The sequence below is a fragment of the Agrobacterium sp. V1 genome, from assembly GCF_030518355.1.
Taxonomy (GTDB): Bacteria; Pseudomonadota; Alphaproteobacteria; order Rhizobiales; family Rhizobiaceae; genus Agrobacterium; species Agrobacterium cucumeris.
Window position 1 is genome coordinate 2,080,612 of record NZ_JAULSF010000002.1, and the last position, 13,127, is coordinate 2,093,738.

At 59.0% G+C, this 13,127-nt stretch carries 11 protein-coding genes; 5 read left to right on the top strand and 6 right to left on the bottom strand.

All coding sequences use genetic code 11. The features are described from left to right. The first annotated feature begins 386 nt into the window (after window positions 1–386). The 3 genes from QSV77_RS23295 to QSV77_RS23305 all read left to right on the top strand — a co-directional run bounded on the left by QSV77_RS23295 (window position 387) and on the right by QSV77_RS23305 (window position 2,205). A complete protein-coding gene (locus QSV77_RS23295) occupies window positions 387–599 on the top strand; it encodes a hypothetical protein (protein WP_302735223.1) in 213 nt (70 codons plus the stop codon). A 66-nt stretch (window positions 600–665) separates the two neighbouring features. Continuing rightward, window positions 666–950 carry a hypothetical protein gene (locus QSV77_RS23300; protein ID WP_302735224.1) on the top strand — a complete coding sequence of 95 codons (285 nt, stop codon included), beginning with the start codon at window positions 666–668 and terminating at the stop codon, window positions 948–950. Window positions 951–1,005: 55 nt separating this feature from the next. Next, entirely contained in the window at window positions 1,006–2,205 is a 1,200-nt protein-coding gene (locus QSV77_RS23305; protein ID WP_302735225.1) for a low temperature requirement protein A, read from the top strand. A gap of 19 nt (window positions 2,206–2,224) precedes the next feature. Here the strand turns inward: QSV77_RS23305 and QSV77_RS23310 are convergent, their stop codons facing one another. Further along, window positions 2,225–3,694, bottom strand: coding sequence for a glycosyl transferase family protein (locus tag QSV77_RS23310; RefSeq protein WP_302735226.1), 1,470 nt, complete (start codon window positions 3,692–3,694; stop codon window positions 2,225–2,227). 147 nt (window positions 3,695–3,841) lie between these two features. On the opposite strand from QSV77_RS23310, the gene QSV77_RS23315 reads away from it, so the two are divergent. Then, entirely contained in the window at window positions 3,842–5,950 is a 2,109-nt protein-coding gene (locus QSV77_RS23315; RefSeq protein ID WP_142841738.1) for a TonB-dependent siderophore receptor, read from the top strand. 158 nt (window positions 5,951–6,108) lie between these two features. Next, window positions 6,109–6,564, top strand: a complete 456-nt coding sequence (gene soxR, locus QSV77_RS23320; protein WP_142841737.1) for a redox-sensitive transcriptional activator SoxR — start codon at window positions 6,109–6,111, stop codon at window positions 6,562–6,564. 23 nt (window positions 6,565–6,587) lie between these two features. On the opposite strand, the gene amyA is transcribed toward soxR, so the two are convergent. From amyA to pxpA, 5 genes are all read right to left on the bottom strand, one after another. Further along, window positions 6,588–8,075: an alpha-amylase gene (gene amyA, locus QSV77_RS23325; RefSeq protein WP_302735227.1), complete on the bottom strand. Its 1,488-nt coding sequence runs from the start codon at window positions 8,073–8,075 to the stop codon at window positions 6,588–6,590. Between the two features lie 111 nt (window positions 8,076–8,186). Then, complete coding sequence (locus QSV77_RS23330; RefSeq protein ID WP_302735228.1) at window positions 8,187–9,917, bottom strand: biotin carboxylase N-terminal domain-containing protein; 1,731 nt, start codon at window positions 9,915–9,917, stop codon at window positions 8,187–8,189. Window positions 9,918–9,934: 17 nt separating this feature from the next. After that, on the bottom strand, window positions 9,935–11,530 hold the full coding sequence (locus QSV77_RS23335; protein ID WP_302735229.1) for a 5-oxoprolinase/urea amidolyase family protein: 1,596 nt from the start codon (window positions 11,528–11,530) through the stop codon (window positions 9,935–9,937). Window positions 11,531–11,537: 7 nt separating this feature from the next. Continuing rightward, window positions 11,538–12,347, bottom strand: coding sequence for a putative hydro-lyase (locus tag QSV77_RS23340; RefSeq protein ID WP_302735230.1), 810 nt, complete (start codon window positions 12,345–12,347; stop codon window positions 11,538–11,540). 12 nt (window positions 12,348–12,359) lie between these two features. Continuing rightward, window positions 12,360–13,127 (bottom strand): LamB/YcsF family protein, encoded by a 768-nt coding sequence (gene pxpA, locus QSV77_RS23345; RefSeq protein WP_302735231.1) that lies wholly within the window; start codon window positions 13,125–13,127, stop codon window positions 12,360–12,362.

A 13,127-nucleotide genomic window follows, 5' to 3' on the forward strand; every position in this document is an offset into this window, starting at 1 on the left:
GGCAAAGCTGCTGTTAAACACACCAGCATTCAGCCAACGAGAACTCCTATGGTTAATGCAAGGTAATGAAAGTTAAATACAACTTAGCTTTCGTTTGCGGTTTTCAACGATTGGTTTCAATCGCTTGAGTCCGAGGTGTTTTGGTCGCCTAGCGGTACCGATTGGGTAATATACGTGTTATTTTAGGTCTCATTCCCCCGCAAAAAGCGGAAGGGTAAGCCCTTTAACTGACGACCAAACTGTTGCTCACGATGTTTTGGTAGCGGCCAGAGGCAATCATTTTGCAGACGATTGCTGGCCGGAAATGCAGGCACAAATCGGCAGGATTGAACCTTCGACGTCATTGCGTCGTTTCCGCCTGATTGTTGAAAAGGAACGCCGCGCCCATGATTTTCCCAGACGATATGGAGCTGGCCGTTGCTCTTTATATGGCGGACAATGCCTTGCCCCGGCACGTGGCGATTGAGAAGCTCTTGAAAGCGGAGCTAGAAAGCGCTGGCTATCTGGTGGGAGGCACTGGCCGGCCGCCTGAAATTGTCGATGGGCAACCAAGCGCTGATTATGTGCAATATCGCAGCTATCTCAATGGAGAGGCCTGAACAGCGTCGGAACAAAAACGGGTGCAGGCTGTTTATGGCGCAAATAATTACGCCAGGGATAGACCGATGTTGCCCAAGTCCATTTTTCTCGCCGCTGCCTTCATCTGCGTGACGGCGCTGCCGGTAGTTGCCCAGCCCATCGAGGTCAGCACGCTGGAGCATGATAATGCCCGGAGCGTCACGTTCTCTGAGGCATCTGCCGCACCCGATTATATTACGGACGTCCTGGGCAGGAAGATAAGAATGGTAGGGCCGCGCTTTTATCCAGACAGTGCGCGCGCGCTCGAGTTTCCCGGACGAACTTCGAGCCTCGATACGTCCGGCGTGGATGCTGATCTCTCACAACGGTGAGAGGGGAACAGCGGCGACTTTATAGTTCACGAACAGGCGCAGAAGCAGAAGCAGAATGGGAACTGAAACAGAGATCTCCGGGTGCACGCCGGCTGTGGAAAGCTGGATCAGGCGGGAAGGACAGGACGCGGAAAAGGCGACTTTCCCCGAGTTGTTTTTCGATCTGGTTTTTGTCTTCGCGCTCATCCAGCTCTCGCATGCATTGGCAAAGGATTTCGGGCCAACGGCTGCGCTTGAGGCAGGCATCCTGATATTGTCTTTATGGTGGCTGTGGATACACACCACCTGGATCACCAATCTGCTGAATACGGAAAAGGAGCCGGTCCGGATTCTGCTCTTCGTGCTGATGTTCGGTGGAGTTCTGCTGGCCATCGCTCTGCCGGAAGCTTTTGCCGAACAGGGGTTCGTTTTCGCCCTCATCTACAGCACGATGCAGGTAGGACGGAGCCTTTTTGCGCTCTATGCTTTCAAGGGAGAAGACCGGCAGTCGTTTCTGGTTTTCGTGCGCGTGACGATCTGGCTCGTCATATCAAGCCTGTTCTGGCTGGCTGGCGGCTTGGTCGATCTAACGGACCGTATTCTCCTATGGGGTGTGGCACTGGCGATCGAATATGCGGGGCCGGCCTGCCGTTATGTGGTGCCGGGTGTGGCATCCAGCGACGAGGACCGGCTGCATCTTTCCGGCGAACACCTGGCAGAGCGCTGTGCGTTGTTCGTGATCATCTGTTTGGGCGAAACCATTCTCACCACCGGCCGCACGGCCACCGAATATATGAATTCGACCCTGACATTCATCGTTTTCTGCTCGGCCTTCGTCAGCACCGTAGTGATGTGGTGGATTTATTTCCATCACGGGCAGGAGGAAGCGTCCAGAAAGGCTGAGAACGCCGAAGAGAAAGCGAAGATCGCCCATAATCTCTTCAACTATGGCCACCTGCCTATCGTGGCAGGCATTATCCTGACGGCTGTGGGAGAGGATTTCAGCCTTTCCCACGCCCGGGAGGGCGCAACGCTGAGGGAGGCCGTCGCTATTCTTGGCGGCCCGGTTTTGTTTCTGGCCGGCAATATCGGTGTCAAGATTGCCGCCACTTACCAGCGGCCCGTCTCGCATTTTGCCGGTTTGGTGGCGCTCTGCCTGTTTTTGCCGGTGCCGGGCATACCGCTTTATATTCTGCAACTGGCAAGCACGGGCGTCCTGCTGCTCGTTGCCGTGTGGGAGTATCTAGCACTGAAAAAATCAGTCGCCACCGCCTGAACTCTCGGGCCCTGAGCTTTCAGACATTGGCGAAATTACGCGCCCGGTCGTGCCACAGCCGCAGGCTGCGGGCATAGGCCTCTTCAAATGGCATGGTCATGTCGTTGACCAGCATCAGCGCGATTGCAGCCGTGGAGATGATGGTGGTTTCCGCCCTTTCGTCTCTGGCTGCCCCCGTCCAGACTGCCCGCCAATATTCGAAGGTGGTGAACATGGTGGGCATTTCGGCGGGTGGCGTTTCGCGGGCTGGAATGACGAATTCCACATCCTTGCCTTTGGAAAGGCCAAAAATCCGGGTGCTGCGAAACGGCGTGAATTGCGCAAAATCCCGCGTATTGCCGAGAATGGCGAGGTTTTCCACCGAAAGCAGCCGCGCAGTGTCGCGGTGAAGCTCCTGATAGGAGGGGCGGGCGACACCGATGATGGCGCTTCTGGCGCGCAGCGGATTGAGAAGATGCACGACCGTATTGAGCGGCAGGCGCATTTCCAGAATGCCGTGCAGGCCAAGCAGGCTCTGGAACTGCAGAGACAGGCCGCCAATCGGCAAATAGGCGATCTGTTCCGAGGCTGTGGCCTCGGCCGCCTGCGAAAGGGAATGGCAGAGGGGAATTCCACAGGCTTCAGCTGCAAGTTCGAGCTTGCCGCCATTTTCCCCCTGACCCACATGGCCGTGCAACAAAACGCTGTATCCCGCCATGGAAACGAGGCGGGCGGAATGCAGGAACCAGGGTGCGTCACGATGTTTGGGCGACATATAGGCCGGCCAGTCGAGATCAACGGCGGCAGGCCGCTGCCGGTCTCTTTCTATATGCTGCCACATGGCTTCAATGAAACCGGCAAGCTCCGCTGCGGTCCCACCACGATAATGCATGGTTGCAAGCAGCGCCCCGATTTGGATCGGATCTGCATTGCCGTCGAGAATGATCGCCAGCGCATCCATCGCCTCCTCCTGGCTGAGCGGGCGGCTATTGCCGATGCCCATTGCCGAGGTCGCGATATATTTGGCAAGTCGCTGCTGCGGATCGGCATTGTGGCCGATACGGGCGAGACGATCAGCGATGTTTTCCGGCGTCGGCTGGCCTTCCAGCACAACGCTCGGGCGAAGTGAAAGCGGTGGCGCCTTCATCAGCACCGGCCGTTCCCAGCCACTTTTATTGGCAGCGGCGGGTAGTTCCGGTTTCTCCCGTGAATAATCGATCAGGTTATCCGCTTCCGCTGCCAGCGAGCGGATCCGCAACCGCATGTTCTCGGCAAAGGGGGTCGGGCGCAGGCCCTGGCCGGTGCGTAGAAACAGCTGGTCTCCGTATTTCTCCCGCAGCTGCTGCAATATGCGGCTCATCGAGGAAACAGGCATTCCCATACCGGCCGCGGCTCGGCTGACACTGCCTTCCCGCAGCAACGCGTCGAAAGCGACAAGTAATTTCAGCTGTCCAAGCCTGTCGGGCTTTGTCGGGGAAGCTGATTGTTCTTTTCTCTTGCCGGTTGTCATCTTGCGATTTTTTTACTCCGCCGCTGAGTGGAGGAGCCCTTTTTGCAATTTCTGGAATTTAGAATGGTTCGAAAACAAACGCATTGCGCCCGCACTCCCTCCTAAATAAGTGGGGTTAAATTATCAAGTTAAATGCGGGGGCGTAACATGGAATTGAAGTACCGCGGCCGGAACAACGCTGCGACAATAATAAAGGCCGGTCTTTCGGCAGCAATGGCCGGAACGGCGCTGGGCTTTGCTCTGCCCGTTTATGCGCAGCAGGCATCCGATGGAACGACGGTTCTCCAGCAGATCGTCGTCACTGCATCCGGCTTCGAGCAGAATGTGAAGGATGCGCCTGCCAGCATCACCGTTGTCACGCGCGAGGATCTGGAAAAGGGATCCTATCGCGATCTGACGGATGCTCTGCGTGAAGTGCAGGGTGTATCTGTCACCGGCATCGCCAATGAAAAGGATATTTTCATTCGCGGATTGCCCGGCGCTTACACGCTGGTCCTCGTTGACGGCAAGCGGCAGAGCACCCGCGATGCCCGCACTAACGGTAACTCCGGTTTCGAACAGAGCTTCGTGCCGCCGGTTTCGGCGATTGAGCGCATCGAGGTCGTGCGTGGGCCGATGTCCTCGCTTTATGGTTCAGATGCGATGGGCGGCGTCATCAACATCATCACCCGTAAGGTTGGTGATGTCTGGTCAGGCTCCGTCACCACCGAGGGTACGGTTCAGCAGCATTCCAAATTCGGCAATAGCGGCCAGGTCTCCTGGTATGCCAATGGGCCGATCCTGAAGGACCAGCTGGGCCTGCAGGTCTGGGGCAGGGGCTTCACACGCGGCGAAGATAGCGTCCTCAACGGCACCACGGGCGCCAAGGAATATGACTTCAACGGACGTCTGACGTTTACGCCGAATGAAGACCACGACATCTATCTTGAAGGTGGCAAGACTCGGCTTCGCCGCAGCGCTGAGCCTGGCGACACGCTGGCGGCGACTGACGCCAACGGCACCTACAACACCAATACGCGCGACCATTGGTCCTTGTCGCATACCGGCCGGTGGGGGCCGACCACATCTGAATTCTCCTTCCAGCAGGAATGGGCCGAGCGCACCAATTTCACCCGAAATATCCGCACGGGGCGCGTGACCGAAAATCCGCGCTCGCCGGAAGTGCGCAACACCGTTCTGGACGGCAAGTTCACCACGCCCTTCGAATTGTACGGAAACCACACGCTGGTGACCGGCGGCCAATATTTTGAGGCGCGTCTTACGGACCAGAACCCGGGACGTCGCACCAATCTCGACGAAACCTTCTCGGCGACCCAATGGGCGCTTTTTGTCGAGGATGAATGGCGGATTGTCGATAATTTCGCGCTGACGGGCGGTCTTCGTCTGGATAACCACGAAAAATACGGCAATCATTTCAGCCCGCGGCTTTACGGCGTCTGGAGTGCGACGGAGGAGCTGACCATCAAGGGCGGCATTTCCACCGGTTTCCGCGCCCCTGAAATCCGCCAGGTCGCGCCGGGTTATGCCTATACGACCGGCGGCGGTGGTTGCACCTATGGTCCGAGTGGCACTTGCGGCGTGATTATCGGCGATCCTAGCCTGGAGGCGGAAAAGAGCACGAGCTACGAAGTGGCCGCACTTTGGGACAATGGCGATGTCGCGCTTGGCGCTACCTATTTCTACACCGATTTCAAGGACAAGATTTCCAACGCGCTGGTGCTCAATCCGGATGGAACGCCTGCCCGCTGGAGCGAGGACCGCAATTATCGCCTCTGGTATAACTACAATATCGACGATGCGGTGATTCAGGGTGTGGAGCTGACCGCAACCTGGTACGCCACGCCGGAACTGACGCTGCGTGGTAACTATACCTACACACATTCCGAACAGAAAACCGGCGATTATGAAGGTTTCCCGCTGGCGCGGACACCGGAGCATATGGCCAATCTGCGGGGTGACTGGGTGACACCGATCGATGGTCTCGAAGCCTGGGCCTCGGTCAACTATCACGGATCGGAAATCAATGCCGGACCGCGCATCGGCACCAATGGTACGCCGGTGACGATCAATGGTATGGCCGGGCGCAAATATGAGGCCTACACCACCCTCGATATCGGCGCGAAATATGCGGTTGCCGAAAATGTCGATCTTAACGCTGCAGTCTACAACGTCTTCGACAAAGATGTTGGCACTGACGATTTCAACACTGTCATGGAAGGCCGCCGTTTCTGGATCAGCATGACGGCCAAGTTCTGATCACGCTTTGTTTGCAGGATCTGAAGGGGCGCCCACCGGGCGCCTCTTTTTTTACCATTCACCTATTGACCTCAACTATAGTTGAGGAATTATACCGGCTGCTCTTCAACGAGTTTCCGCGTTTCCGAGCGGAAATCGTTCCGGAAACAGGAGCCAGAATGGAAAGTACCGTGTTCAAGCACAGCCTGACGGTGGGGGAGGTTGCCCATCGTAGCGGCGTTGCGGTTTCCACCATCCATTTTTACGAAGCAAAGGGCTTGATCGAGGGCTGGCGGACTGCCGGTAATCAGCGCCGTTATCATCGTGCCGTCCTTCGGCGTATAGCCATCATCCGCATCGCCCAGCGGGCCGGTATCCAGCTCAGCATCATCAGGGATGCGATGGCGGATTTGCCACAGGATCGGGTAGCGACGGCGGCGGACTGGCGACGGTTCTCACAGTCGTGGCGGGAGATGCTTCAGCTTCGCATCAACAATCTGGTGATGCTGCGCGACCAGCTTACCGGCTGCATCGGTTGCGGTTGCCTTTCTTTGGACGATTGTCCGCTACGCAATCCGAACGATGTCCTAGCCGATGACGGCGCAGGTCCGCGCCGTCTCGTACCCGGTGAATGAGGGATATTTCCTGGCGGTTGCCCTCACTCGGCTTCGGCTGAAACCCACACGCTGACGCTGCCGCCATTGGTGGGGAAAACGCCCCTGCCGCTATCGTCGAGGGTGATTTTTTCGTCTCGATGCCCCAGAAAGTCCCGCCAGACCGTGCCTGCATGGTCCGGTCCTAGATCAATCTGCTTTTCCGCCGGTTCGCCATTCGACATCACCACAACGCAGCCCGGGGCATCGGCAGTGCCGTGGCGGATAAAGGCGATGCAGCTTGGATCATCGAGAATATCCGTCTGGGAACCGTTTGCGAAATGGCTGCGCGCTTCAATGAGCTTCGGCAGGCATTCGATCGCTGGAATGTCGATTTTGTGCTCATTGCCGTCATTGCCAGTGTCGGTGTAGCTCGTGCCGAACAAATCCGGATAAAAGACGCAGGGAACGCCCTCTTCACGCAGCAGAATGATGGCATAGGCCAGCGGTTTGAACCAGGGTTCCACCGGCGCTTCCAGTGATTGCAGCGGCTGCGTGTCATGATTGTCGACCAGCGTGACGGCATGGTCGGGAACGGCCGCTACCAGCGAGCCGTCGAAGATGCTGCGCATGTCGAAATCGCCACCCTGTTTTGCGGCGTCGTGGAAGCGATGGTGAAGGGCGACGTCGAAAAGCATCAACTGCTTGTCGACCAGTTCAAGATAGCTTTTCAGCGCGTCGATATCGGGATGCCAATATTCCGCCACGACAAAAAGATCGGGATCGACAGTCTCACGCATATGGCCGACCCAGTCGCGGAAGAACCATGCCGGAATATGTTTGGCGGCATCCAGACGGAAGCCATCGACCTGCACCTGCTCGGAGAGCCATCGGCCCCAATATTTGACCTCCTCGTAAACCGCCCGATTTCTGAACTCGACGTCAGCGCCCATCAGATAGTCGAAATTGCCGTTTTCCTGATCGACCTCTTCGTTCCACTCGCCATCGCCATATTCGTTGACGAGACGAAAAATGCCGTCTTCAGTCGGCTCCTCGATGTGGTCCACGCCGCTGAAGCATTTCAAATCCCAAATGAACTTGGAATGTGCGCCTTTTCGCCCGGGAAAAGTGAATTTGGTATAGGCGAGCGCCTGAAAATCCTCGTCGTCAATATCAGTGCGGTCTTCGGGATTGACGCGGCGAACCCGAACTTTCTCCTTCTCATCCGCCCCCATCTTGTGGTTGAGAACCACATCATGAATGACGCGGATGCCGTTTTCCTTCAGCGTCCGGCCGGCGTGTTCAAGGGCGGCGCGATCACCGTATTTGGTGGCGACGGTGCCCTTCTGGTCGAATTCGCCGAGGTCAAAGAGATCGTAGGTATCGTACCCGACCGAATAACCACCGGCAGCGCCCTTGTAGGCCGGTGGCAGCCAGATATCGGTGATGCCCATGTTGGCAAGGCTTTCGGCCTTTTCGGCCACCTCGCTCCATAATTTCCCTCCGTCCGGATAATACCAATGGAAGAATTGAAGCAAGGTGCGTCCGGCCATATTTCCCTCACGATGGTTAGCAGGTCGCGCCATAAACGGCCCGGCGGCGAAAGGGTTCCGCCGCCGGAGATGCGCGATCTGCAATTGTGAGGCCGGCAGGTCCGACGTATATTAGCCGGCTATGTCGAGGAGGGCTGCGCCCGCCTGCAGATAGTCGCCTTCCTGGACGATCAGGCGTACTTTTCCGGCCTTGGTGGCGACAATTTGCGTCTCCATCTTCATGGCTTCCATGACGGCCAGCAGATCGCCTTCGGAAACCACATCACCGTCTTTCACCTTGAAAGATTGCAGGGTGCCGGAAACGGGGGCAATGATTTCGCCTTCCTTTTCCTTGATCGCAGCACCGGGAGCAGCCGTATTCCTGCCGCTGACGGCACCAAGCCCTGATAGCAGCAGGCTCGGCAGGCCGACGGAGACGCGCTTGCCGTCGATTTCCAGAAAGGTGCGGGTTATCGACGGATCATCGGCCGGTGCCGGGCGCTCCATGGCGTCGGGCATGGCGGCGAAATCGGTCTCGATCCAGCGGGTATGAACCTTGAAGCCATCCGTGCCGATGAAATCATCAGTCTCGATTGCGGCGCGATGGAATGGCAGAACGGTGGCGATACCCTCGATGCGGAATTCCTTGAGCGCGCGGCGGGCACGACGCAGAACCTGATCGCGATCCACACCGGTGACGATGAGCTTCGCCATCAGCGAATCGAACACACCAGGCACGCTGGAGCCACTGACAACGCCGCTATCCGTGCGAATGCCGGGGCCGGAGGGCGCATCGAAAACCGAGATCGAGCCGGGCGTCGGCAGAAAGCCGCGGCCGGGATCTTCGGCATTGATGCGGAATTCCATGGAGTGGCCGCGCGGTTCCGGCGTTTCAAGCACACGAAGCTTGTGGCCTTCAGCAATACGGAACTGCTCAATGACGAGATCGATGCCGGTGGTTTCTTCGGTAACGGGATGTTCCACCTGCAGGCGCGTATTGACCTCGAGGAAGGAAATCGTGCCGTCGACGCCGAGCAGGAATTCGACGGTGCCGGCGCCGGAATAACCGGCTGCGGCACAGATTGCCTTGGCGGCGTCATGGATTTTCCGGCGTTGCTCGTCGGAGAGGAAGGGGGCAGGAGCCTCCTCGATCAGTTTCTGGTTCCGGCGCTGCAGCGAGCAGTCGCGGGTGCCGAGCACCAGTACATTGCCGTGCTTGTCAGCGATAACCTGTGCCTCAATGTGGCGTGGGCGGTCGAGAAAGCGTTCCAGAAAACACTCGCCACGGCCAAAGGCGGCTGTCGCCTCGCGCACGGCGGATTCATAGAGATCGGCAATCTCCTCCATTTTCCACGCCACTTTAAGGCCGCGCCCGCCGCCGCCATGCGCCGCCTTGATCGCGACGGGCAGGCCGTACTCTTCGGCAAAGGCAGTGACTTCGGCTGCGGAAGAAACCGGGCCGTCGCTGCCGGCAACCAGCGGCGCGCCGACGCCGGTGGCGATGCGCCGTGCTTCGACCTTGTCGCCCAGTGCCTCGATGACATCAGGGTTGGGGCCGATCCAGATCAGTCCGGCATCGAGAACAGCCTGCGCAAATTCGGCGCGTTCAGACAGGAAGCCGTAGCCGGGATGGACGGCATCGGCACCGGCGCGTTTGGCAATCGTGATCAGCTTGGTGATATCGAGATAGGTCTCGGCAGGGCGCACGCCCTCCAGCGCATAGGCCTCATCCGCCAGCCGGACAAAAAGCGCATCCTGGTCTGGATCGGCATAAACGGCGACCGATTGCAGGCCGTAATCGCGGCAGGCGCGGATGATGCGCACGGCGATCTCGCCGCGATTGGCAATCAGCACTTTTTTCATCGCTCTTCTCCTCGGAATTATGTGTTTTTGGCCACGATTTCGGCAAAGGGGCCGATCGGGCGGAACTTGATTTTGGCGTTGACGGGAATTTGTCCCGCAAGATCGAGATGATATTCCGCTACCGCCCCGATGACGGGATAACCGCCAGTCAAGGGGTGATCGGCAAGGAAGAGAACCGGCTGGCCGCTATGGGGAATCTGGATTGCCCCGGTCGCCGTGCCTTCGCTTGGCAATTCGGCGCTGTCCTTACGTTCCACTGCCACGTCGCTGGCAAGGCGGATGCCCACCCGGTTTGATTGCGGCGTGACCTGCCAGAGCTGGCCGGTCAGGGTCTCGATACCTTTCTGTGTGAACCAGTCGGTGCGAGGCCCGAGAACGACATCCAGTGTCACGACCTCGCCGGTTGCCGGAGGATCAAAGGCCGGAACCTCATCGATCGACACGCTGGAAAGACCGGACTTCTCGCCCTTGAGCGGCAGGATTGCACCTGCACCCACGGGTTTCGGGCCGACAACAGCCAGTGTATCCGTTGCGAAACTGCCGAGCACCGGCTCGACATCAAAACCGCCGCGCACGGCAAGATAACAGCGCATTCCCTTCGGCGGCTGGCCGAAGGTAACAATATCGCCGGGCTCGAGGGAGACCAGACCAGGGGTCTTGGCCGCGAAACTGCGATCCGCGGTAGTGATGGTAACGGGGCAGGGCGCACCGGTTATACCGATGACGGTGCGGCTTGCGCTTTTGAAGGAGAAACCGCCAAGCGTCAGTTCGAGACAGGACGTGTTGACCGGATTGCCGACGATGCGGTTTGCGGCATTAAATGCGCCGCGATCCAGAGCGCCGGAGGCGGAAACACCCTGCCCGGTCTGGCCGAAACGGCCAAGATCCTGGAAGATGGCGGGCATCGGCGCGGTTAGCACCTCGAAATGCGGACCGTCTTTTGTCGGCGCCTTCTCGGAGCCGCGCGCAGCCGGGACGGGGATATCCACCGTTCGACCGGCCTTGTCCATGTCGAAGAACCGCACCCGATAACCCGGCTGGAAAAGCGCGCCGGGGTCGCGGTCAATGTCCCACATCTTGACCGGCGTGGTACCGATGATCTGCCAGCCGCCGGGGCTGTTCTGCGGATAGACGCCGCTGAATGCGCCGGCCAATGCCACCGAGCCGGCGGGAATACGGGTGCGCGGGCTTTGCCGGCGTGGCACATGCAGGGCCGGATCGCCGCCGACCAGATAACCGAAACCGGGCGCAAACCCGCAGAAGGCCACGGTGAATTCACTTTCGGTATGACGGCGAATGACCTCTTCGATGCTCATGCCGGTCAGTTCGGCAACGTCTGCGAGATCCTCGCCATTATAATGGACGGGGATTTCCACGAGATTGTCCGAAGGCGCGATTTTTGCCGAGAGATCGCGACTTGCCAGCCGCGCGGCCAGCGCTTCGGCATCGATCTTCTCAGGGCGGAAACGGATCATCAGGGTACGGGCAGCCGGCACCGTCTCTTCAATGCCTTCGACCGGATCGTTCTGAAGCGAGGCGAACAGCGCCAGCGTTTCATCGAGATCGGCGAGTTCGACAAGGATTGTGGTGAGGCTGACGGGGAGAAAACGCATCATATCCTCACGCGTGATAGGCAGTGTCGGGAATATCGGTGATGAACATGTGGCCCGGCGCATGGGTAATGGCAAAGGGAACACCCGATGCCATCACGGCGGCCTGTGGGGTCACGCCGCAGGCCCAGAATACCGGAACTTCGCCCGGTTCGATCCGAACAGCATCGCCGAAATCAGGCTTTGCGAGGTCGGTGATGCCAATTTCCTCCGGCGCGCCGACATGTACGGGTGCGCCATGCACCGCCGGAAAACGTCCGGAAATGGTGGCCGCATCGGCGACGCGTGATGCCGGGATCGGCCGCATGGAAACGACCATGTTGCCCTTCAGCCGGCCGGCCGGGCGGCAGGGCCGGTTGGTGAGGTACATCGGCACATTGCTCTTGTCGGTCATGTGGCGGATTTCGATACCCGCTTCCACCATCGGCGTTTCGAAGGTGAAGCTGCAGCCAATCAGGAAGGCAACGAGATCATCGCGCTCCGTCCAGGCGGCGGTGGCATCAGCGGTTTCCTCGGCAAGCTTGCCGTCCCGCCAGATGCGGTAAAGCGGCAAGTCGGTTCTCAGATCAGCGCCGGGCGCCAGAAGCGTGGTGGGCGAGCCGGGATCGGAGACATCGAGCACCGGGCAAGGTTTTGGATTGCGCTGCGCATAGAGCAGGAAATCGAAGGCCCAGTCGCGCGGCAGCACGATCATGTTCGCCTGCGTGAAGCCGGGCGCAATGCCGGAAGTGGGGGCGACGAGGCCGTCGCGATAGGTGGCGCGAGCGTTTCGGGCGACTTCGGCGTCGGTATGGTTGAGATAGGATGTTGGTATCGTCATTGACTACCCCTTTCAGCGATTGGATGCGAAGGAGCGGATGTCGATGCCATCAGCCTCGAAACGACGGCGAATTTCCTGAGCGATGGCGACAGCGCCCGGGCTGTCGCCATGCACGCAGATGGATTGCGCCTCGATTTTTATGATGCTGCCATCGATCGCCTCCAGCGTACCTTCGCCGGCAAGCTGAACCATACGGTCGGCGATTTTTGCTGCGTCATGCAATACCGCACCGGCTTCCCGGCGCGACACGAGCTGGCCTTCAGGCGTATAGGCGCGGTCGGCAAAGGCTTCGGCGACGACAGAAAGGCCCGCCTTGCGGGCAAGATCGAGGATGGGGGCATTGGCAAGGCCCATCAGGACCAGCGACGGATCGATGGCCTTGATGCCATCAATGACGGCCTGTCCCTGTTTTGCGTCATTGGCGATGCGGTTATAGAGCGCGCCATGCGGCTTGACGTAACGCACCGTGGTGCCGGCAGTGGCGGCAACGCCTTTCAGCGCGCCGATCTGGTAGATGACATCGGCAATCAGTTCTTCCGAGGTTGCGTCCAGATCGCGGCGGCCGAAGCCGACGCGGTCCGGATAGGAGACATGGGCGCCGACGACCACGCCTTTCTCGGCAGCGGCCTTGACTGTGCGGTAGATGCCGGCCGGGTCACCTGCGTGAAATCCGCAGGCTATGTTGGCGCTGGAAACGATGGCAAGCATCGCCTCGTCATCACCCATACGCCACGCGCCGTAACTTTCGCCAAGATCACTGTTGAGATCGATAGCGGCCAT